This is a genomic window from Bordetella muralis (assembly GCF_965139205.1).
In the GTDB taxonomy this organism is placed as follows: domain Bacteria; phylum Pseudomonadota; class Gammaproteobacteria; order Burkholderiales; family Burkholderiaceae_B; genus Bordetella_A; species Bordetella_A muralis.
On the sequence record NZ_CBCSIU010000009.1, the window covers coordinates 1 to 22,469 of the forward strand.

General features: G+C 63.0%; 11 protein-coding genes. 6 read left to right on the forward strand and 5 right to left on the reverse strand.

What is annotated here, in order from left to right; translation table 11 throughout:
* Positions 1-309: 309 nt before the first annotated feature.
* Positions 310-1,635, reverse strand: coding sequence for an omega-aminotransferase AptA (gene aptA, locus ACNA0I_RS14285; protein ID WP_415806676.1), 1,326 nt, complete (start codon positions 1,633-1,635; stop codon positions 310-312).
* Between the two features lie 147 nt (positions 1,636-1,782).
* Here aptA and ACNA0I_RS14290 point away from each other — a divergent pair, with 147 nt between their 5' ends.
* Positions 1,783-3,207 carry an aminotransferase-like domain-containing protein gene (locus tag ACNA0I_RS14290; RefSeq protein WP_415806677.1) on the forward strand — a complete coding sequence of 475 codons (1,425 nt, stop codon included), beginning with the start codon at positions 1,783-1,785 and terminating at the stop codon, positions 3,205-3,207.
* A 123-nt stretch (positions 3,208-3,330) separates the two neighbouring features.
* On the opposite strand, the gene ACNA0I_RS14295 is transcribed toward ACNA0I_RS14290, so the two are convergent.
* From ACNA0I_RS14295 to ACNA0I_RS14310, 4 genes are all read right to left on the reverse strand, one after another.
* On the reverse strand, positions 3,331-3,825 hold the full coding sequence (locus ACNA0I_RS14295) for a dihydrofolate reductase (protein ID WP_415806678.1): 495 nt from the start codon (positions 3,823-3,825) through the stop codon (positions 3,331-3,333).
* 51 nt (positions 3,826-3,876) lie between these two features.
* Complete coding sequence (locus ACNA0I_RS14300) at positions 3,877-4,848, reverse strand: thymidylate synthase (RefSeq protein WP_415806679.1); 972 nt, start codon at positions 4,846-4,848, stop codon at positions 3,877-3,879.
* 118 nt (positions 4,849-4,966) lie between these two features.
* Positions 4,967-5,407 carry an OsmC family protein gene (locus ACNA0I_RS14305; protein ID WP_415806680.1) on the reverse strand — a complete coding sequence of 147 codons (441 nt, stop codon included), beginning with the start codon at positions 5,405-5,407 and terminating at the stop codon, positions 4,967-4,969.
* A 95-nt stretch (positions 5,408-5,502) separates the two neighbouring features.
* A complete protein-coding gene (locus tag ACNA0I_RS14310) occupies positions 5,503-5,835 on the reverse strand; it encodes a hypothetical protein (protein ID WP_415806681.1) in 333 nt (110 codons plus the stop codon).
* Between the two features lie 283 nt (positions 5,836-6,118).
* Between ACNA0I_RS14310 and ACNA0I_RS14315 the strand changes: the two genes are divergently transcribed.
* The 5 genes from ACNA0I_RS14315 (at position 6,119) to ACNA0I_RS14335 (ending at position 22,313) form a co-directional block, all read left to right on the forward strand.
* On the forward strand, positions 6,119-6,805 hold the full coding sequence (locus ACNA0I_RS14315) for an STN domain-containing protein (RefSeq protein WP_415806682.1): 687 nt from the start codon (positions 6,119-6,121) through the stop codon (positions 6,803-6,805).
* A gap of 6 nt (positions 6,806-6,811) precedes the next feature.
* Positions 6,812-7,378, forward strand: coding sequence for an RNA polymerase sigma factor (locus ACNA0I_RS14320; RefSeq protein ID WP_415806683.1), 567 nt, complete (start codon positions 6,812-6,814; stop codon positions 7,376-7,378).
* Positions 7,379-7,383: 5 nt separating this feature from the next.
* A complete protein-coding gene (locus ACNA0I_RS14325) occupies positions 7,384-8,385 on the forward strand; it encodes a FecR family protein (RefSeq protein WP_415806684.1) in 1,002 nt (333 codons plus the stop codon).
* A 149-nt stretch (positions 8,386-8,534) separates the two neighbouring features.
* Positions 8,535-15,331 (forward strand): two-partner secretion domain-containing protein (locus ACNA0I_RS14330; protein ID WP_415806685.1); only part of this gene is annotated, 6,797 nt, incomplete at its 3' end.
* 61 nt (positions 15,332-15,392) lie between these two features.
* Positions 15,393-22,313 (forward strand): filamentous haemagglutinin family protein, encoded by a 6,921-nt coding sequence (locus ACNA0I_RS14335; RefSeq protein ID WP_415806686.1) that lies wholly within the window; start codon positions 15,393-15,395, stop codon positions 22,311-22,313.
* Positions 22,314-22,469: the final 156 nt, after the last annotated feature.

Below are 22,469 nucleotides of genomic sequence, written 5' to 3' on the forward strand. Positions count from 1 at the left end.
GCCCTTCTACCGCCGTGAGTTTGCCGCAGCCGGGGGGCGTGGCGGGCAGGCCTGTCGGAGGCTGCCGAGTCCGTGGAGGATTGGCGGGGGAAGTCCGGGGGCCATGTTTGAGTGGAGCGCAGCGGAGCGAGTTTGGCCCCCGGCCCGCCGATCCTCTGCGGACGAAGGCCGAACCCCCGTCCAGGGGGTGAGTCAGCCGACCAGGCCTGTCCGTCACGCCTGCCGGGCGGCGACAAACGTGTTAAGAATCCGCTCTCCCCCAAAAGACATCCGGCTCAGGCCCATTCAATCAGAGCCCGATTCGATTTATCAGGCAACGTCTTTCAGTGCATTACCGATATGCTGGAAAAGCTCAGCGATCTGGTTTTCCTCGATGATCAGTGGTGGCGAGAGGGCGATGGTATCTCCGGTGTAGCGGACCATGAGTCCGCTGTCGAAGCATTTTTGGAATACTTCGGCAGCGCGAGCGCCGGGTGCACCTTCGCGCGGTGCGAGTTCGATGCCGGTGACCAGGCCAATGTTGCGCACGTCGATGACTTTGGGGTCGCCTTTCAGGCCGTGCGCCGCGGCTTCGAAGGCCGGAGCGAGCTCACGGGCGCGGGCAAACAGATTGTCGCGCTTGTAGATATCCAGCGTAGCCAGGATAGCGGCCGCAGCCAAGGGGTGGGCCGAATACGTGTAGCCATGGAAAAACTCGATGCCACCTTGTACACCGTTGACGATGGCGTCGTGGACATCTCGCTTGACAGCCACCGCACCTGCCGGGACCGCAGCGTTGCTGATCCCTTTGGCCATCGTGATCAGGTCGGGAGTGACGCCGAAGTATTCGCTTGCGGTCGCGGCACCCAGACGGCCAAAGCCGGTGATGACTTCGTCAAAGATCAGCAGGATGCCGTATTTGGCGGTGATGGCGCGCAAGCGTTCCAGGTAGCCTTTGGGGGGAACCAGGACGCCGGTGGAGCCGGCCATGGGCTCGACGATGACGGCGGCGATGGTTGATGGGTCATGCAGGGCGACGATGCGTTCGAGGTCGTCGGCCAAGTGTTCGCCCCAGGCGGGCTGGCCTTTCGAGAAGGCGTTCTTCTCCAGGTTGTGGGTATGCGGCAGGTGATCGACTGCGGGCAACAAGGCGCCGGAGAAGGTCTTGCGGTTGGGCGAGATGCCGCCGACGGAGATGCCGCCGAATCCCACGCCATGGTAGCCGCGCTCGCGGCCGATCAGGCGGGTGCGCTGGCCTTCGCCGCGGGCGCGGTGGTAGGCCAGGGCGATCTTCAGTGCGGTATCGACTGACTCGGAGCCGGAGTTCGTAAAGAAGATGCGGTCCAGGCCTTGCGGCATGAGCCCGGCAACCGCCGATGCGGCTTCGAATGCCAAAGGGTGCCCCAGTTGGAAACCGGGCGCGTAATCCATCTCTGCGGCTTGGTTGGCGATGGCTTGTACGATTTCTTCGCGGCAATGGCCGGCATTGACGCACCACAGGCCGGAAGTGCCGTCCAGGATCTGGCGGCCGTCAACCGAGGTGTAGTACATGCCCTTGGCGCTGGACAACAGGCGCGGCTTGCTTTTGAACTGCCGATTGGCGGTGAAGGGCATCCACAGATGGGACAGGTCGGGCAAATCGGTGGGGGCGTTCATGATGCAAGCTCCAGATGAAACTGCGCGATGGGCCGCTGGTACGCAGCAGGATGGCAACCATTCTGATCGTGCCGGGACAGGATGAAAATATACAATGGGTGCAAAGCTTGCGAACTGTACTGGTTTTAATCCTATAACTGTATTGATATGTTCGATTTTCAGCCTGTCCGTACCCGTCATCAGGCGCCGACACTGGTGGACCAGGTGGTCGACGCCTACGTCAGCGCCATCCGGGACCAAACGCTGCGTTCGGGCATGCCTGTGCCGTCGATCCGCGATTTTGCCCGGACCTATCAGCTCAGCACGTTTACGGTGGCGGGCGCCTATAGCCGGTTGGTGGCGCAAGGGTGGCTGGTCGCGCGGCCTGGCGCCGGCTACCGTGTTGCGCCTCGGCCCAAATCGGATGCGCAGGTACTGCCAACGCCATGGCAGCCGCCACGGCTGAATGCGGGCTGGCTGCTATCGGACATTTATGCGGATCATTCCATCCCTATCAAGTCGGGAGGGGGATGGTTGCCAGGCGAATGGCTGAACGAGGAGGGGCTGCATCAAGCATTGCGGCATCTAGGGCGTGTGCCGGCTTTGCGTATTGCGGGTTATGGACATCCGTACGGCTATGCGCCATTACGCGAGACGGTGGCGGCCAGCCTCGCCACGCAGGGCCTGGATGTGACGATGGATCAGGTGGTGCTCACGCAGGGCGTGGCGCATGGTCTGGATGTGGTGATTCGTACCTTGTTGCGGCCGGGCGATACAGTGCTGGTCGAGCAGCCGTGCTATGCCAACCTGTTGCCGCTGTTGCGCTTGGCGGGGCTGCGGATCGTCAGTGTGCCGCGGACCTCGGAGGGGCTGGATTGCGAGGCGTTGGCTCGGGCGGCCGAGGCGCATCGTCCGCGGGCGTTGTTCGTCAATACGGTGCTGCAAAATCCGTCCGGTGCCGTGATGACCATGGCGAATGCGTTCCGTGTATTGCAGGCTGCGCAACAACATAATCTCTGGATCATCGAGGACGATATCTCACGCGAGTTGATGCCAGGTACCGCGCCGTTATTGGCTGCGCTGGACGGCGCGCAGCGTGTGGTGTATCTCGGCGGTTATTCCAAAGTCATCAGTCCGTCGGTCCGCGTGGGCTACATCGCCGCGCATCGGGATTTGATCCGTGATATCGCCCGCACCAAGATGGCGGTGGGGCTGACGTCGCCAGAGATTATGGAGCGTGTTGTGTATCAGGTGATACGCGAGGGCCGTTATCGCGCGCACATCGTCCGTACGCGCGAGCGTCTGGCTCAGGCTCATGCGCAGGTGACGCAACAGATGGATGAGCTCGGTATGCAGGTGTGGGCGCGCCCGCAGGCCGGGTTGTTTCTATGGGCTCGCTTGCCCGAGCCCAGCATGCATTCTGGTGCAAATGCGTTGGCCGAGTTGGCGTTGCAAGACGGCATCTGGTTGGCGCCGGGTTCTTATTTCGACCCGGGCGAAGCCGATATTCCCTGGATACGCTTTAACGTCGCGTATTCGCAGGGTCCGCAGTTATGGCGATTCTTGCAGCGCGTGCAGGCGGGCGAGCGCTGATCGAGACAGCGGCCTGCGATCGAATTCCAGGCCGGTGCATTGGCGCAAGACGGCATGCGCCTTTGAGTTCAGTGACTGTCTCAATGATCGCCGGGTGTTCGTGCGCCATTGTTTCGATAACGATCAGGCCCGGCGTTCGTATCCGACAAAATCGTAGGCGTAGCCATTCTCGGCAGGCTGCGGCTCACGCGATATTTCTCGCCATTGTTCAGCGGGTAATGCAGGGAAAAACGCATCGCCCTCAACAACGGCATGCACTTCAGTGGCGATCAGCCGTTGGGCGAGGGGCAAGGCTTGTTCATAAATCTGTGCGCCGCCGATGACGTAGGCATCAGCGACATCGCCACAGGCTTGAACAGCGGCTTGCAGCGTGGGTACCACGACAGCTCCCGGCGCGGCATATTCCGTATTACGGCTCACGACCACGTTCGTGCGTCCCGGCAATGGCCGCCCCAATGATTCCCATGTCTTGCGGCCCATGATGATCGGACTGCCCAGCGTGGTCCGTTTGAAATGCGCCAGATCACCTGGCAGTTTCCAGGGCAGCGCATTGTCGCGGCCGATCACACGGTTATCAGAATAGGCGACGACTAGCGTCAGGCGAGGCGAGGCGGACATGGCAGTAATAACGAGTGATGAGGATGGCCCAGTTTTGCAACGACTTCGGTCTCACACCGCCATCGGCGCCGTCAGGGCGGGGTGGTGTTCGTAGCCGTGCAGGACAAAATCCGTAGGCTCGACTTGTTCCAACCATTGCGGTTCATATTTTCCAGTCACTGCGTAATCGGGAATGCGATCCGACAGCACCAATTGCGGCGCGGCATAGGGTTCGCGCGTCAATTGTTCGCGCAGCATCGGCAGATGGTTTTCGTAGATATGCGCATCGCCTATGAAATACGAGAACCAGCGAGGTTTGTAGCCCGTCAGGCGGCCGACCAAGTGCAGCAGCGCCGCGCCTTCGGTCAGGTTGAACGGCGTGCCCAGGCCGACATCGTTGGAACGGATATACAGGCACAGCGAGATTTCGCGCGTGCTGGCGTTGGGCAGGAATTGGTACAGCAAATGGCACGGCGGCAGGGCCATTTCCTCGATCTGCGCCCAGTTCCAGCCATGGAACAGGATGCGGCGATCCTGCGGGTTGCTCTGGATCGTGTCCAGGCATTGGCGCAGTTGGTCCACGGCTTTGTACAACAGCACGTGAGGTACGCCGTCTTCGTCGGGTTCGGCGACCTGGCGGTAACCGCGGTTTAGCGCGTCCTGAATCTGTGCCGTGTTCGTGCGAGGCAGCAGCTTGTATGCAGGCCAGCGGCGCCATTGGACGCCATAGACCGGGCCCAGGTCATCGGGGCCTTCACGATAGGGGTTGGCCAGCCAATTGGCGTTTTCATTGGCGTTCTGGTCCCAGACCTTGCAGCCCAATGCCCGAAAATCGGCCGCGCTGCGTGCGCCGCGCATGAAACCTACCAGTTCGCCGATGGCGGATTTGAACGCCAGCTTTTTGGTGGTCACGGCGGGAAAGCCCTGTTGCAGGTCAAAACGCAGCGCCGCACCAGGCAGCGACAGCGTCCGTATGCCCGTGCGGTTTTCCTGCCACGCACCGTGATCGAGAATGGATTGAATAAGCGAAAGGTATTGTTTCATGGCGATCTGCCCGCCGATGCGGGCTTGCTGGCGAGGCGGCATGCAAAAGCGCGCAGCTGCCTCAAATTGCTAGAGCCCCTCGCGGGGCGAGCCGGGTAACGCCGGCCTGGAGGGCGCTTTACGCGGCCTGGGCTTCCTGTGTGTCGACAATATCCACTGAGAACGTCAGCTCTGCCGTTTTTTCCAGCATGGCCGACGCCGAGCAGTATTTTTCGTGCGACAACTGCACGGCGCGCTCGACTGCGGCACGTGGCAGGTTCTTGCCCGTGACGGTGAAGGCGAAATGAATCCGGGTGAAGACTTTGGGATCCGTTTCCGCACGGTCGGCCGAGAGTTTGACGCTGCAGCCGGTGACCGCATGGCGGCCGCGCTTGAGGATCAACACGACATCGTATGCCGTACACCCGCCGGTGCCGGCCAACAGCAACTCCATCGGGCGCGGCGCCAGATTGTTGCCGCCGCCTTCGACGGCGCCGTCCATGGTGGCGATGTGACCGCTGCCAGTCTGGGCCACGAACAGCATGCCGTCCGGGCCGCCCCAGTTGATCGTGCAATCCATGAGAAAAATTCCTTGTGCGTGATTCGCGAACAAAGGTTGATGATAACCGGTGGGATTGCCAGCGTGCTGGGCAGGGGAAACGGGGACAGGAGCACTCAGGGGCGAGGAGGCCGCTGAGGGTAGGCCGAGGTGCCCAGCGTGTTGCCCATGCGATTGGACGTGGCCGAGCGGTTGAACAGCCCCAGTTGGTTTCCGGGCTGCGAAAGGGTGTCTTTGGAGGCTAGCGCCGGGTTGTCGACAGGCCGCTGCGGGGACGGCGCGATCTGGGCGCTCAGGCACTCATAGGACAGGGCGCGGTAGCCGTTTACCTCGACGTCGACACAGGGGGATGCGCTGGGGGGCGGTGGAGGGGCTGTACCGTCTGACTGCGCGACGGCCGTGGCAGACAGCGCCAGACCGGAAAGGAATAGCCATTTGGATGCGGGCATGATGCAGCTCCTTCGAGCCGTCAGTGTAGCGCCCGTTCGGACCGGTGAGATTGGGTTTCCGGCGGTGTCATGGATCTTTCTTGTGGGATGAGCGCGATGGGCCTTCCTGCCTGGCACCGCATGCCCTGCGGTGGGGTGCGATCCATGATGCTTTGCGGAGACTCGCTGCCCCTGGGGCACGCTCGGCATGTCACGAAACCGTCACGGCGTCTGCCTACTATCCCGGCTTTCCTCGCGTGCTGGCCGTAGGTTTGGCCGGTGATTTATTTCTCGGCAATGAGGCATGACGGTAGAGCAGGTGCCGATCAAGGTTCGTCCCCTGGGCTGGCGCGCGATGGCGGCGATGGCCTTGCTGGCCTTTACAGGGGCTTGGGCTCATTTGCCAGCTCCTGAGGTGTCCGGCGTGATGGCTTTCGACATTCCCGCCCAACCGCTGGATGCAGCGCTGAATGCCTTTACCCAGACGAGCGGATGGTCGGCACTGGTTGATAGCCGTTTGACGGCGGGGCGCCGATCGACCTCCGTGCGTGGATTGTTCACGCCGTCGCAGGCCTTGCTCGAGTTGATTGCAGATACGGGTTTGCATGTGCGTTACATCAGCTCTACTTCGTTCACCCTGGCCGAACGGCCCGAAGCAAAGCCGCGGGCCGTGGGGCGTGGGGGGAGTGTGGCCGCCTATGCGGGCAAAGTGCAGGCAGCCTTGACGCGCTCGTTATGCCATTGGCAGGGCAGCGATTTTGGCCGCTATCGGGCTGCCCTGCAGTTATGGATCACGCAATCCGGTTCAATAGACCGGATCAAACTCCTGGACACCACGGGTGTGCCGCAACGCGATAACTTGCTGCGGCAGCGTCTGCGGGGCTTGTTTGTCGGAAAGCCTCCGCAGGGCATGGTCCAGCCGCTGACGATCCTTTTGACCCCACGCAACGATGCCGAGCAGGAATGCCGCGCGGCGGGCGAGATGCCGTAGACCGCCATGTCCAATACGCAAAGCGCGTTGCGCGCGTTGTTTCTGTCCAAGTACGAGTCGTTCAGGCGTCGCCTGCGCCTGCGCCTGGGCTCGGAAGACTTGGCCGACGATGCCCTGCACGACGCTTGGCTAAAGCTCCAGGGCCTGTCGGAGACGGGCTCCATTGATTACCCCTCCGCCTACCTGTTCCGTATGGCCGTCAATGCCGCTGAGGATCAGCGCCGGGGCCAGGCGAGGCTGTTGTCGGTCGATGAGGTCGAGGCACTGTACGACATGGCCGATGAGCTGGCCGGCGGGCAGGCGGGAGATGTGCTGGACCCGTCGCGCATCGCCGCCGGACGGGCCGAAATTCAAGAGCTGGAGCGTGCGTTGGATGAGCTGCCGCCGCGGCGGCGCGCGATCGTCATCGCTGCTCGGGTCGAGGAGCTGCCGCACCGCGATATTGCCTTGCGCTTTGGTATTTCCGTGCGCATGGTCGAGAAAGAGTTGCGTGCCGGTCTGAAGCATTGCTGCGCCAAACTTGAAAGAAATTATGTCCAGCGATTCGGTCCTGGTGCTGGCCGTACGTCATGATGAGTATGGCGATCCTTCCCTTTACCCGTCGTGGTTATCGCAGAACCTTGCAGCGCGAGGCCCAGGCTTGGCTCGTGCGCCTGACATCTGGAAGAGTCAGCGAGGCTGATGGTGCGGCCTTTCGGTGCTGGTGCGCGCAAAGCCCGGAGCACGCACGCGCGTTCGCGCAGGCCCGGCAAGTGTGGCAAAAAATGCAGCCGGCGGCGCGACAAATCGCTGGCCGTGTGCCTGCGAGCCGCTCGTGGGCAGCGCGTGCAGGCCGGCGCGCTTTTCTGGGTGGCGCCGTGACGGCTGCAACGGCGTATTTGCTGGTGCGGCCACCGCTGGGCTTGTGGCCCGGCCTGACCGAATGGCAGGCTGATTACCGCACTGGTACGGGCGAGCAGCGTCAACTCACGCTGGCTGGCGGCTTGCAGGTCGAATTGAACACGCAGACACGCATCAACGTGCAGCAGGATCAGGCCATGGGCGGTGTGGTCGGCATCGAACTGGTGGCGGGCGAGGCTGAAATCCTGACCCCGGCACGTGCCGGCGGCGAGCCCATGTGCCAAGTGCTGGCCGGTCCGGGTCGGATCACCGCCATGGCGGCCCGTTTCAATGTGCGCTACACCGATGCAAAGGTCCATGTCAGTTGCCTGCAGGGCGAAGTCAGTGTGGAAAGCGGTCCCGGCGGGGCACCGGTGCGCCTGTTGGCGTCCCAGCAATTGAGTTATGACGACGCAGGGCACTCGACGCCTATGCCTATCGACGGGGAACAGGTTTCGGCATGGCGCCAGCGTATGCTGGTTTTCAATGGCGTGCCGTTGGCTGCGGTGATTGAGGAACTGAATCGCTACCGTCGCGGCCGCATTGTGCTGACCGATCCGGCGCTGGGCCGTAATCCCGTGCAGGCGCATTTTTCTCTGGATCGTCTGGACGAGGCCATTGCGTTGATCCGCGATGTGTATGGCGCGTCGATCACGCAATTGCCCGGCGGGATCGTGCTGGTGGGACAGGGGAGGGCCTAGACTCGCGCAGCGTTTTTCAGCGTGGAAATACGCCAACGTTAAATTTTTATGACCCGGTTCAATCCCGCGCCCGGTGGCGCGTCTAGGGCTTGACTCAGGCGGCCGAACTGCCGCGTCAATCCAGGACAGCATAAGAAGGGATTCAAGCCATGCACAGCCGCCGCGCCCGCACCGCCGGTTCTTCGCCCGCCCGCAAAGGGCACGTTATTCGACTGAAACCTTTGGCTGCTTCGTTGTCGGCATTGGCGTTGCTGACGGGTGTTTCCCTGTCTGTCGGGATGCCGAATGCCTACGCTGCCGGCGCATGGTGGGTGGGCGCGGATGCTGCAGGCAAAGCCCGCGCGCTGCGGCAGAATGCGCCGGGCTTGAACACGCAGACGGCGGCAGCGCAGCGCCGGCTGGCAAAGCAGCAACTGAGCCGCTCCGTCGAGAACCTGAATCGCGTGGCCGGTGAAGCGGGTGCCATTGCTCGGGCACAGTCTCGTCAAATGGAGGCCTGGCGCAAGGAACGCGATCGCCAGGCGCTGGCGACGGATTCGCCCAATGGGCTGACACAGGGCGGGCTATGGGACAAAGACGCCAGTGGTCAGAACCTGCCCTGGATCGGCGTGTCGGGCAAGCGGGCGGTCGTCGGCAAGGCGGCCAATGGCAATACGACCGTCACGATCGAGCAGACCGAGTCCAAGGCGATTCTGGACTGGGATACCTTTAACGTGGGGCGCAATACCGAAGTCGTATTCGACCAGGCGACTTATGCGAATGCGGCCGACCGTACGGGCGCGCGCACGGCGCAGCCCGACTGGGCGGTCTTGAATCGGGTGACGGGGGCTTCAACGAGCCCGAGCCAGATCCAGGGTTCGGTCCGGGCGGACGGCACGGTGATGGTGGTGAATCAGAACGGGGTCGTGTTTACCGGCACCAGCCAGGTGAATGTGCGCAATCTGGTGGTAGCCGCCGCGAAGATCAGTAACGATCAATTCCTGAGCCGTGGGCTGTACGGCGCCGACAATAACACCGCTACGTTTACCGATGCGTTGGGCAAAGTCACGGTGCAGGCGGGAGCGCTGGTGCAAACCCATGAGCCGGCCAGTGTGACGCAGGGCGGGGGTTATGTGCTGCTGTTGGGCCAAGAGGTGCACAACGACGGAGAAATCACGACTCGCAAGGGCCAGACACAATTGGCGGCAGGCGATAGTTTCGTCATACGCAAGGGCCTCGTCTCCAACAGCTCGGCGGGCGGAACGGCGTATTCCACGACACGCGGCAACGAAGTCGCGCCCAAGGCGGTGCCGGGACTGGATGGGGCGCTGATCGATCCCGCCATCCAGCGTGGCCGGGTGAGCAATACCGGTCTGATTCAATCCCGCGAGGGCGACATCACGCTGGCGGGGCGCGATGTACGGCAGGAAGGCGTGGCGCTGTCCACGACCACCGTGAATACGCGCGGCACGATTCACCTGCTCAACAGTGCTGCCGATGCAGAGGGCCGAGTGACGTTGGGACAGGATTCGGTGACTGCCATCCTGTTGGAAAACGACGGACAGACCGCTTTTGACAGTCAACGTCAGACCTTGATCGAGGAGTCGGCTCAACTCGACGCGCAACGTCGAGGGGGAATCACGGGGACGTTCGACAACCTGTCCACGATGGCAGATCGGCGCGATCAGTCGCGTATCGAGATTGTGTCTGGTCAGAGCGTTGATTTCAGCGCAGGCAGCCTGACGCTGGCGACCGGAGGGCAAGTCGCCGTGATGGCACAGGGCTCCGCGACCGTACATGAAAGCGCTGCCGTGGATGTGTCCGGCGCCGTGGGCGTGCAGGTCGCAATGGCGGCCAACAATGTGCAGATCAATATCCAGGGCAACGAGCAGCGCGACGCGCCGGGTAACCGCGACACCGGCAATCTGAACAACAACAATGTGTGGGTGGATCGCCGTTATCTGGTGCTGGTGCCGGCCGGCACGGGTGGATATGAAACGGATCGCTGGTATACGCCTGGCGGCTTGCTGGAGGTAGGTGGCTACCTGGGCACGACGGGCCATACGATCGGCGAGTGGATGGCACAGGGCGGAACCGTGAATTTTGCCGGCGGCAATGTGGCGACGCGCGCGGGTTCCAGCATCAATCTGTCAGGGGGGACGCTGGACGTTCAAAGCGGCTACATCAAGCAAAGCTGGGTGCGCGGCCAGGATGGCCGGCTGTACACCGCAGACCGCGCTCCGGGCGACTTGCTCTACCAGGAAGGCCTGTACCAGGGATATCAACGCGAGAGTGTGCGTTGGGGCCGTACGGATACCTGGGTCAATCCGCTGGTCGCACAGGGTACGCGTTGGGAGGAAGGCTATACCGTGGGCCGCGATGCAGGCCGCTTGATTATCAGTACTCAGGCAGCGATGTTGGCCGGAGACATCGAGACCGAAGTTTTCCAAGGCTCGCGCCAACTGACGACGCCGGTGTCCACGCTGGACGGCTACCGTCAAAGCCAGATGGCGGTAGGGCGTCGCGGTGGATTGATCATCGGTAGTTGGACTCCGGTCTATGACGAAGCGACCGGGAACCTGCGATTCAGTCCCGGGGCGATGGTCGATGACATTGTGATCGGCTTGCTGCAGGGGAGCCCCGGTACCGCTCCTGCCACTGATCCTGTATCGGGCGGCGCGGCAAACGAGACCCCAGCCGACGAGTCGACGCGCATCGTGCTGGATGCTGCCTGGCTCAACGGCCTGGAATTGGGTGAGCTGCGCGCCTATGCGAAAGGCGCGATCCAGACTGACGAAGCCGTGCAGGTCGCGCCTGGTGGCGAGATCGCGCTGCATGCCACGCAGGTGAACGTGAATGCCGATCTGGTTGCTCGCGGGGGTGCCATCACCCTGGGCAATATGGTCGATCAGTACGTCGGCAACACCACGGGTTGGCAGTCGTTGCCACTGACGGGGGCGGGGGCTCAGGCCGCTTATCCAGCGCGCGTTTCGATCAGCGATGGCATCACGCTGGACGCGCGTGGCCTGTGGAGCAATCTGCTGCTGGATGATGCCAATATCAATGCCCTGCCTTTCGTCAATGGAGGCAGCATCACGCTGCGCAGCAGTGGCGACGTACGTGTGGGCGCGGGTGCTCTGTTGGATGTTTCTGCAGGCGCGGCGCTGCTGGAGGATCAGAGTCTGCAGGGAGGCAAAAGCGGCAGCATCACATTGTCTGCCGACGCTTATTCGGTAGCGGGCGGCCCCAAGGGGCGGCTGGAGATCGAAGGCGAGTTGCGCAGCCGCGGCATCAAGGGCGGCGGCACGCTGACGTTGCAAACCGGCAATGTGATCGTCATCGGCGGCGAAGTGGCCGGCAGCAACGGTTTCCTTCAGGCGGGGGATAGCTCGCCGGTGGACCTGGTTACTGAAGAGGCTTTCACCGTCGCTGCGGGAGCGGTTCTGCCGGTGGATTATCACTACACCCGTACGCACGCCAATCCGGGGGATGTCATCGGCGGGGCGCCGCGGGTGATCGCCGAGAATCCGGCCAGCTGGCTGACACTGGGCGCCGCGTGGACTTTGCCAAAGGCAGCCACCGAAAGCTCCAGCTACAGCGTGACGTTGTCTAATGGCCAATATCTCACGGTCAACGGTTACAGCTGGAGCACGCCGCCGACGCTACCGGCAGGCACGGTTATTACGTCCATCGTGAATCCGCAGAATTTCCCGGCCAGCTATGTCGTCGATGCGGCCGTCCTGCCCAACGGTGTCGCGATCGCGCCGACCGCTGGGGTGCTTAAAGCCGGTGCTATTGCGGCAAGCGATGTGACGTATGCGGCCGGTACCTTGATCCGCGCCGGGTCGAGTCTGCCACAGACAGTGGCAGTCGAGTCCATGCTGCACTTGGATGCTGCGCGTTTTCAACAGGGGTTCTCGCGTTACGACATCACGGGCAACGCGGGCCTGGCGGTGGCGCCAGACGCCGATCTGCACGTGACGATGCCTGTGCTGCAAGCCGATTTATCCCTGGTGCGTGACGTGGCCACGGGTGCGGACCTGCAGTCCGTATTGACGATGTGGCAGCCGCCGCTGTTTGCCGAAAAACCCAAGCAAGGTGTGCTGGCACAACGTGCCGGTGCGGATCTCGTCTTGACCGCTGGAGGCGCACGCACGACGGTCGTCGGGGGCGAGGCACCTACGCTGGCCATTGCCGAGGGCACTCGTGTCGAGGTTGATCCGGGACACAGCATCGTTCTGAATGGCAACGGCCAGATCACCATCGACGGCGAATTGCATGCAGCCGGTGGCCGGATCGGGGTATATGGCCTGGGCTTCGGCAATGAGGATGTGGGTGATTTGAAAGGTCACGACCGTTCGGTATGGATCGGCAGCAAGGCCTGGTTGAACGTGGCGGGCGTCGCCCGGACGGCAGTGGATGTGCAAGGGCAGCGCTACGGTGTGGTGCTTGATGGCGGCCGTATTGAAATCGGAGGCGAATATCGCGCCTATGCCACGCAGGCTGGAGCGATCGATCAATTCATCGTCATTCGAGACGGCGCGCGCCTGGATGCATCCGGCGCTGCCGCCACAGTGCATTTGCCCGGCCAGGGCCCGACCCAGTTAGCATCCGATGGCGGGGTGATACATCTGGCGAGTTTCAACGGCCTGTATCTGGACGGCGACATGCGGGCAGCGGCCGGCGGCGCGGGCGCGTCTGGCGGTACCTTATCGCTGGCGCTGGAAGCGCCAGCCTATCGTAACGCCGGCTTGCCGACCGATCGCGTGCTGGCGCCCCGGGAACTGCAGTTGGTACAGGAACAGACGCCCGAGAGTCTCGCGGCGGACTTGCGTCCGAGCCAAGCCGATCCGGCGCTGGTCTACGGTCGTGGGCGTATCGGCGTGGACCGCGTCGAAGCGGGTGGGTTCGATAACTTGTCCATGCTGGTGACTGGCGTTTTGTCGCTGGGCGACGGTGTCGATCTGAGGCTGGGGCAGAGTTTGAATCTGGCCTCGCGCGCCATTGCGCTCACCGCAGATGCGCCCGTAGGCGCGCGCGTGAATCTGGCCGCGCCCTATGTGCGTGTGGCGGGGCACTCGCGCCTTGGCAAGGACGCCTATACCTTGCCCGATCTGATTGCCCCCTCCACCGCAGTGGGCGGCATGGTCGAGTTGCAGGATGCCACGCAATTGCAGATCGAAGCGGGCGTGCTGGACGTGCTCAACAAGGTTGCGTTCGGCGCCTATGGGCACTCGACGCAAAGCGACAGAACGATCGTTTCGCGCCGTGGTTTCGAATTGCTGGCGCTGCGCAGTCAGAACGATCTGCGTTTCCTCAAGCACACGGTCAGCGACCGCACGTCGCTGACCACAGAGGGCGATCTCGTGCTGGCCGCCAGCCAGATTTATCCCGCCACCGGTGCGATAGCCGAGGTGATTGCGGGGCGTAAGGGCCAAGTTGATATGTGGGGCAACTTTCAGGTTCTATTCGACCCCGAACGCAGCCTGCGCATCGAGCGCAGTGGCGCCGAGACGCCGCCCGTGCCGTACTCGGCTTTTGGCACCTTGCGCCTGATGTCGCTCAATATCAATCAGAGCGGTGTCGTGCGTGCGCCGCTAGGCGTGTTGGAGTTTGGTCCCCGCGCAACGAACAACCAGGCACCGGGCACGATTGTGATGCGCCCCGGCAGCATCTCGTCGGTCAGCGCAGCCGGCCTGATCATGCCTTATGGCGGCACGGTCGATGGCCTGACCTACAACTATGCTGGGTCGGATGCGCGGTTTTCCGGACTGGGAGAGGGGCTGGGCAATGTGCACTTGATAGCCGACCGCATCGACGTGCAGGAGGGCGCCCGGATCGATTTGTCCGGCGGTGGCGAATTGACAGGCGCGGGCTTTTTGACGGGGCGTGGCGGCTCTACCGATGCCCGCTTGAACCCGCTGATGCAGGTGGAGTGGGATGGCAACGGCTTTACCCAGCCGGGGCTGGATAGCAACCCGGTCTACGCCGTCGTCCCGGGTCTGCAACCGGTCGTGGCGCCGATTGCTGCCGAGAACGGTGCGGGTGATCCGGCAATAGGGCGCCAGATCACCATCGCCCCCGGTGTGCCGGGCCTTCCCCCGGGGACCTATACGCTGTTGCCATCCACCTACGCCTTGTTGCCGGGCGCCTTCCGTGTAGAGCTCAATGGGCTGGCGCCGAATCAGGTGGCCTTTGGCAGTGGCGGCGTCATGCGCAACCGGTCTTACACCACGGCCGCTCGTTTGAACATTCGCAACACCGGCATCGCCGATGTACAGACCACTCAGGCTATTTTGACGCCGGCCGACACGCTACGTAGCTATTCGCAATACAACGAGACCGGCTACGCACAATTCGGCATGGACTGGGCTCTGCGCGACAGCGCACCGCGCCCTCAGCTAGAGCGCGATGCGCGTCAATTGAGTCTCTCGCCAGGCAGCCAGCTGAATATCGCCGCCGGGACCGCAGATTTCACGCCGGCCGAGGGCGGGCACGGCGGCACGGTGGTTCTGAACGGCAGCCGTATTGAGATACTCGCCGATGGTGCAGCGCCGACTGAGGGGTTCGAGGGCACGTCTGTCTATGCACGGACGCTCAACGGTCTGGGCGCCGCAGGCATCAGTATCGGCGGTACGCCGACGTCCATGTTTACCAAAGAGAATGTCGATGGCTTGTCGACGCAGGATTCCTGGCGGGTCGGCCTTGCCAATAGCTCCACCGGTGAACTCATCCTGCGTCAGGGGGCCGTGCTCGAAGCGGCCTCGGTATTCCTGGTGGTCAACAACAAGACCCAAGGGCTGACCATCGAACAGGGCGCGGGTGTCAATACCTTGGGGCGTGGCAGCGCGCCCTGGGACTCGAACGATGGCTATGTGTTGAGCCCCGGTCAGAACGGGGTGCTGGCCGTGACCAATGGCTGGTTGAACGTGATGTCGCCGACCGCCGACGATCCCTCGACGTCGGCNNGCGCCGGGTATTTGCACATCGGGACTTGCGCCGCGGGGGCAAGCTGCGCCGGTGAAACCGTGCTGTATTCCGAAGGCACAATTACCGCCGCCACCAACAAATCGTTCGAACTGGGCGAGTCGGTGCGTTATGGCACGCGTAACCTCGTGCTGGCGGTGGGCGGTATCAACGTGGGCAGTGCTGCCTCGCTGGCCCAAGCGAACGCTGACGGCGTCCTGCCCTCGGGCTTGACGCTGAACCAGGCTGTGCTCGATCGCCTGTTGCGAGGCGATACCACCACTGGCGCTCCCGCGCTGGAAAACCTGGTCCTGAACGCCAGTGATTCGATCAATTTTTACGGCAATGTGGATCTGAGCACCCTCAACCCGGCAACGGGCGAGTCGGCGCTGGAACGGTTGGTATTGGGAACCCCCGCTATCTATGGTCATGGCGGCGCCAACGATGTCGCGCGCATCCAGACCAGCACGCTGGTCTGGAATGGCGCAACGTCGCCCGCCAGCCCCGTCATCGCGGCAGGCGCCGGCACAGGCAGCGGCCGGTTCGTGATTGACGCTGATACCATCGAATTCGGCTATGGGCCGCAGAGCCAGCCCGATTCGGTGGGAATGCACGAGCGGCTGGCGCTGGGCTTTGCCAACGTCGATCTGAATGCCAGCGGGCGTATTACCGCCAACCACAAAGGCGCCCTGGCGGTGTATCAATCCCAAGGCGCGTGGGACGAGACGACCAAGGCATGGCGATACAGCGGCGGCAATCTGAACATCAATACGCCGTTGCTATCCGGCCAGGCCGGCTCGGTGAACCACATCAAGGCCGGTGGCGCCATTACCGTGGTTGCGCCGGCAGGCTCTGCCGCGCCGTCTCTTGACCACGCCATGGCCGCCGGCGCTCTGGGCGCCGAGCTGTCGCTGGATGCGGGCACCCGTCTCGTCGTGGACACCGCCATGCTGCTGCCCAGCGGCAAACTCACCTTGTCGGCGCAACGCGATGTGAGTCTGGAGGACGGTGCGCAACTGGATGTGGCCGGCCGCAAAATCGATTTCTTTGACGTCAGCAAATATAGCTGGGGCGGCGACATCACGCTCCAGAGCCGTCATGGCAACATCGTTCAGGATGCCGCATCGACGATCAACATTGCGGCGGACAACAACCGCGCCGGCCGGTTGACGGCGATAGCACTGGAAGGCGCAGCCGACCTGAAGGGCAGCATACAGGGCGCCAGCACCGGCCGCTACGATGCGGGTGGAACCATCGTGCCATTTGCCGGCGGCTATATCGATGTACGCGCACAGAATATCGCCGATTTTGCCGGACTCAACGAGCGGTTGACGCAGGGCCAGGTCTTTGGCGGCCGCAGCTTCCAGCTCAAGCAAGGCAATCTCGCGATAGGCAGCGAACTCAAAGCTCGGGAGATCAATATCTCTGTGGACAATGGCAGCCTCACGGTGTCAGGTCTGGTCGATGCGAGCGGTGAGCAGGCTGGCAGCATTCGCCTGGCCGCGAACAACGGCGTGACCATTGTCGGCAGCGCCGTACTGGATGCGAGCGCAAGCGCGCTGCGCCGCGACAGCTATGGACAGGCCATCGACGCGCCTAACCGCGCCATCATCGAGATCGACGCGGGCCATGGCCGCCTGGTGTTGAGCAACGGTGCTCGTATGGATTTGAGTGTGGATGGCGCGAACGCGAACTACGGCACCGTGGCGCTCAATGCACCGCGCCTGGGGGGTGCTAGGGGCGATGACGTCGATATCGACGCCAGTGGCGCCGTGGCGATCACCGGGGCGAAATCCATTGCGGTCAATGCTTTCTACACGTATGACGATGCGGCCCCGGGCACCGATGTTTCCGTGGATGGCCGTACCTATCAGCGCATCGACCAGGCCTACCTGGATGCCAAACACAACGATAGCGTTGCCTTTATCGACAACGCGCTGGCCAACGGGACGTTGATGAATGGCAAGCTGGGGGGCTTGCGCGGCTATGGTGAACAATTCCACCTGCGTCCTGGTGTAGAGATTGTCAGTAACGCGGCGGTCAATCCCGATGGCGGTCTGCACGTCGACGGTGATATCGACCTGTCGCGGTATCGTTACGCCAGTGTCAATCCGCGTACGCAGCAAACGGCGGTTTACGGTTCTGGCGAAGCCGGCGCGCTCGTGTTGCGCGCACAGGGCGACCTGGCGATTTTCGGCAGCATTACCGACGGCTTCGACACGTCCAAGCAGGGCGTGACCGCGGATGATAATGGTTGGGTGCTGCCTGCCGGGCGCATGCCGTTTGGTGGGGATCTCGTCATTCCGCATGGCGGTATGGCCACGCTGGAGACCGGCACCAAGTTCGCGAGCGGCCGCACGCTGAACTACGATCTGCCGGTTGCGGGTTTGAGCTTGCCTGCGGGCACGCTGCTGCCTGCCGCCATGCCGCTGGCCCAGAGCCTGACTTTGTCTGCCGGCACGGTGCTGGGTGCCGCGGTGCACGACGTCGCCGGCAACGTCGTGCTCGCGGCCGGCACGGTCCTGCAGACACCATTGACGCTGGAGCCCGGCATGCAGCTTGGTGCCGGTTTCCGCTTGCCCGCGCAGACCCAGATTGCCGCCACGGTGTGGCCCAAAGGCGTAGCGCTGCCGGTGGCCATGACACTCAGCCAGCCGCTGGCCTTGGCCAAGGGTGCTGTGGTGCCGTCAGAAACCGACGTGGTGTTGCCCGGCGGTGTCGAAATGGTGAATTTGCGTCCTGTCGGTATCGACAATACCCAAGGCCGCACTCTGGCACTGGCGCCCATGCTTGCCGCTGGCTCGCAGTCCTGGGACATCCGGATGGTGGCCGGCGCGGATCTGCAGGCCGCCGACTCGCGCCTGATCCAGCCCGTCAGTACGACTCGCCTTCGCCTGTCCGATACCCACTTCGGCCTAGGCGTCGACGTGCGCGAGGTACCCGGTACGGGGTCACCCGCGATCTACCGTTGGAGCGATGTGAGCGGGTTTACGCAGCTGTCGGAGGTGTTGACGGGCGGCTATTTCTTCAGCTTCGTGCCGGCGGCGGGCGAGATTATCACGCAGGCGCAGATCGACGAAATGGTGATGTGGGGCTTGATGTGGGAGTCTCCGGCGGATCTGAACATTTTCGGCTTTGGTGACAACATCGCCCAGTTCGACACACCGGCGACGCCTCCCGACAAGGTCGAGGCCTACCGCCCCGCGCGCCAGCAGTTGTTCAGCGTGGTACGTACCGGCACGGGCGACCTTGATCTGATCTCTAGCGGCGATTTCGAGATGACCTCGCTGTATGGCGTCTATACCGCCGGCACCGCATCGACGTCCACGGGCGGCGGCTATAACCAGGTGCGCGGCCGCTTAAGCGACGGCACCGTCTTGCGTCCTGAAGGGGCAGGCTTCGAGGCGCTAGTCGATGGCGGCGCCGGCAGTTTGTATCAGGCCTGGTATCCGGAGCACGGCGGCAACGTGCTGGTGCGCGCCCAAGGCGATCTCAAGGGGGATCTGGTCGGCAACAACGACAATCGCCTCGACCCCGAGGGCTATACCTTCTACAACACGCGTCAGCAGATCGCGACCACCGCCATCGGCAACTGGCTATGGCGTCAAGGGTCGGGCAGTGTCGAGGCAGGTGCGGATGCGGTGCCGACGGCATGGTGGGTCAACTTCGGTACCTATGTCGCGGGTGATGCGACTGGGCAGCGCGACCCCTATAACCAACGATTATTCAGCAACGACCCCTTCCTGGTGGGATTTACCGGCATCGGCACACTGGGGGGCGGCAATCTGACCGTGCAAGCCGGCGGCGACGCAGGCATGATCGACCCACGCGGGATACAGGCGATGACGAATGTCTCGTTCCACACGCCGCGCAGCCAGGGGCTGAACCTGGTCGTGGCCAGTACCGGCCGCATCACGCAGGCGGGCGAACTGGTGCAGACAGGCGGCGGCGACCTCGAGTTGCGCCTAGGCGGGACACTGAATCCCAACCCCGAACTGCGGATCAACGAACACGATCTCAACAGCACCTTCGTCAATCTGCGTGGCACGCTGTCCATCGATGCGGGCGCCATTGGGGGCGTGAAGTTGGGCTATGGCGACCTGGGCCAGATGGACTCACGCCTGGGCGATGTGTATACGGCCGGGCGCGGCAGTGCCGCCGGCGGGCCCATCGTCGTGCTGGGCGATGCTCCTGCACGCATCGAGACGCGCGGTGATCTGGTGTTGGGCGGTGCAGCCGATCCGGGACGTACGCTGCTGCTAAATTCGACGCCTTTCACCTATCAAGGCACCCGCCATGACGGCGACGGCTGGAGCTGGTTTTCGCTATGGACGCCAGCCACGGCGATTGATCTGTTTAGCGCAGGAGGAAGCCTGACGCCGACCACAACGTGGGACGAACGGGGTGGCACCGAGGACGTGCGCTGGGGCAGCAACGGCCGTAACCAGTCGGCCAACGGCGACGGTTATTTCTACCCGTCCATTCTGCGCGCGGCAGCGGCCAATGGCAGTGTGTACTATGGCGCCAGCGCTAGTGTCGCATCTGCAAGTGGTGGCCCGTTCATACGTTACGGCTACGGTACGGTGCTGGCGCCGTCACCCGTAGGCGAGCAGTTTACGAACGCTACCGGCAAAGGCGAACTGCAGTTGCTGGCCCAGGAGTCGATTCAAGGTGCGGGCTACGTATTCTCAGCCTCCACTGCCGATCCCTTGTCCATGGCCAGTCCCTTCCGGCCCGGTTTCGTCGGTATGGTGGCCGAGACGGGCGGCGGCCAGTTTGGATTCAACCCTCTGCTGATCACGAATGCAGCGCCTGAAACGCAAAGATATAACGACTGGATTCTGAGCAGCTATGACGCGTCGCCGGTGGGCACCGGCGGACGCATGAACTCGGCGGCGTTGTTCACCTTTGGCAACGCCGTCACGTCTGCCTATGCGACGGCAGGACGGGAGCCCGCGCGTTATTACGCGGTCAATGGCGATATCGTTGGCCTGCGCGTGGGACAGGCTGTTCTGGGGGATTTCCAAGCGGGCTTTGAGCAAGCGCGCTACGAAGCATCGATCCCGGTGGCGATTCGTGCCGGTCGCGACATTACCAATTCCGGCACGCCGTTGGGTCAGAAAGATCCGACGGCAGGCACCCAACGGGCCGGCAACGTCTCGACCCGCGGTAATCTCATCGCTCACGCCTATGGCGATGATATCTCCGTCGTTCAAGCCGGCCGCGATGTGCGCGACAGTAGCTTTTATATTCTGGGCCCAGGCCTGCTCGATGTTTCGGCGGGGCGCCACGTCTATCTGGGCAACAAAGGCGAGCTGAAGAGTCTGGGGCCGATCAGCGGCGCCGCGTCCTCGGGCGAGCGCAGCGGCGGCGCCGGTATCTCGGTCTCGGCCGGCATGGGAGAGGGCGCATACTGGGATGCCTTTGCCGAGCGTTATCTGAATCCGGACAACCAGGCAAATCCGGATCTGCCCTTCGCCGACCAGCCTGGCAAGGCTGTGATCACCTATGGTGGTGAGCTGACGCTGGGGCAATGGCTGCAAAGTGAGTTTGGCTATACCGGCGATGAAGCCGGGGCCGAAGCGTTCCTGGCTCAGAAACAAGCCGAACTCGATGCGGCGCGCGTCACTGCAACGGCCGAGGGCCGCAGCGCTGGCAACCGATCGCTCGCGCGCGAATTCCGAGCGGAAAGCCAACTGCGCTTGGTGAATTGGTTGAGCGAACGTTTCGGTGGTGCCAATGGCCTGGGCTTGCACTTCGATGCGGCCACCACGGACGCGCGCGCCTTTTTTAACGCTTTGCCGTCGGATCAGCAGCGTGCCTTCCTGCGCAATGTCTATTACGCGGAACTGCGCGAGTCGGGCCGCGAGTACAACGATCCCGACGGCAAGCGCTTTGGCAGCTATCTGCGCGGCCGCGAAGCCATCGCCACCCTGTTCCCCGCACAGGATGTGCAAGGCCGGGCGCTGACGTACGAGGGCGACCTGACAATGTTCAGCAGCGCGCTCTACTTTAACGCCGACTATGTATCCAACAACATTGGCCGCACCCGTCCCACACCGGGCGTGACCTACATTACCAAGGCGCAGTGGGAAGCGATGGGCAGCCCGGGTTACAACGTGTCGTTTTACGATGTACTGGACGCCGGTATCCACACCAATTTCGGGGGCGATATCAGCATCATGACGCCAGGCGGCCGTACCCTGGTGGGCATCGATGGCGGGTTCAATCCAGGTCCGGGTTCGGGCGTGATCACGCAGGGCGATGGGAATATCAATCTCTACGCGCTCGACAGCATCTTGATGGGCCAGAGCCGTATATTCACGACTTTTGGCGGCAGCATCCTGGCCTGGTCTGCTGAGGGAGATATCAACGCCGGCCGCGGCAGCAAGACCAGCATGGTCTATACGCCCCAGCGCCGGGAATACGACAGCGTAGGCAACATCGCGTTGTCTCCCTCCGCGCCTACGACCGGCGCGGGCATCGCCACACTGAATCCCATCCCGGAAATCCCGCCGGGCGACATCGACCTGATTGCGCCGTTGGGTACCGTCGATGCGGGCGAGGCGGGTATCCGGGTGTCAGGCGACGTCAACATTGCCGCATTGCGTGTGGTCAATGCGGAGAACATCCAGGTGCAGGGCGAATCCACGGGGATCCCGATGGTGGCGACAGTCAACGTCGGCGCGTTGACCAGCGCCAGCGCAGCGGCATCCACTGCTGCCTCTGCCGCATCTGATGCGGCAAGAGGTGCACGTGCCGCCGCCCAGCGTGCGTTGCCCTCGATCATCAACGTCCAGATTCTGGGTTTTGGCAACGAACCCATCAGCAGCGCGCCGCCGCCCGCCAGCTCGTCTGCGTCGGTCATCCAGCCGCTGTCCTATCGTCCAAACGGCGTGGTCCAAGTCGTCGGCACGGGCTCCCTGACGTCCGAACAGTTGGCAAGCCTGACGCCGTCAGAGCGGCGCAATCTTGCACAGTAGAGGAGCATCGTTAAAAAGGGGGCGCCAGCCCCCTTTTTAACGACTGCAGTACAAGCCCGCACTGAGCACAGCCGCACGGTACAACGCGTACCGTCTTCGCTCCTCTAGTCAGCGGCCATTGTCCTGAGCATGCTGCGCTTCACAGGTGCGCGTCCA